This window comes from Vibrio sp. 1580 (assembly GCF_033340055.1).
Genome location: NZ_JAWOVT010000254.1, coordinates 1 through 731, shown reverse-complemented (window position 1 = coordinate 731; position 731 = coordinate 1). Strand labels below are relative to the sequence as shown.

At 46.6% G+C, this 731-nt stretch carries 1 protein-coding gene; it reads right to left on the bottom strand.

From position 1 onward, the window contains the following. Window positions 1-163: 163 nt before the first annotated feature. The coding region (gene pcp, locus R7093_RS25355; RefSeq protein ID WP_318147036.1) for a pyroglutamyl-peptidase I at window positions 164-731 on the bottom strand (568 nt) is incomplete at its 5' end.

Below are 731 nucleotides of genomic sequence, written 5' to 3'. Positions count from 1 at the left end.
AGAGTAAGCCCCTGACACCTCCTGTGACAAGGGCACCGAACGAAAGTCATACACCTTCAATCCGACACTCTAATGCTACTCCTTTCGAAGCAAGCAAAATTTGAGCAAGTTAACATTTGGCAGAACATACGCTTAGTAACTTATTAGTTATTTCAGTAGCTTACTAACAAATTTGTCCACCACTCACCACAACATCGCTTTCGTGTTCAATGACAACTTGTGCCACCAACTTTAGGCCAGCCACGATCATATCGAGGCTCATTGACGGGTGATTGCCATCCGTCGCTTGTTCTGGCAACAACGGAATATGCACAAATCCATGCCGAATCGATTTGCCCCTCAGATAATGCTGCACTCCATAAAACAGATGGTTGCACACAAACGTCCCCGCGCTATTAGAAACCTGACAAGGAATACCGCTCTCTTGCAGCGTTTGAGCAATACGCTTGATTGGCAAAGATGAAAAATACGCATCCGGGCCATGTTCGATGATGGGTTCATCGATTGGCTGATTGCCACCGTTGTCTGGAATTCGGAAGTCATCCACATTAATTGCAACACGTTCGGGCGTTATTGCCGATCTACCCGCGGCCTGACCAACGGTAATAACACAATCTGGTTGATACGCTTCAATCGCATCAATCACAGCACGGATGGACTCAAAACGCGTCACAGGCACCTGACAAGTAACAATGATGCCACCGTCAAGACTTGTTTCTTCTAGCCTTTTC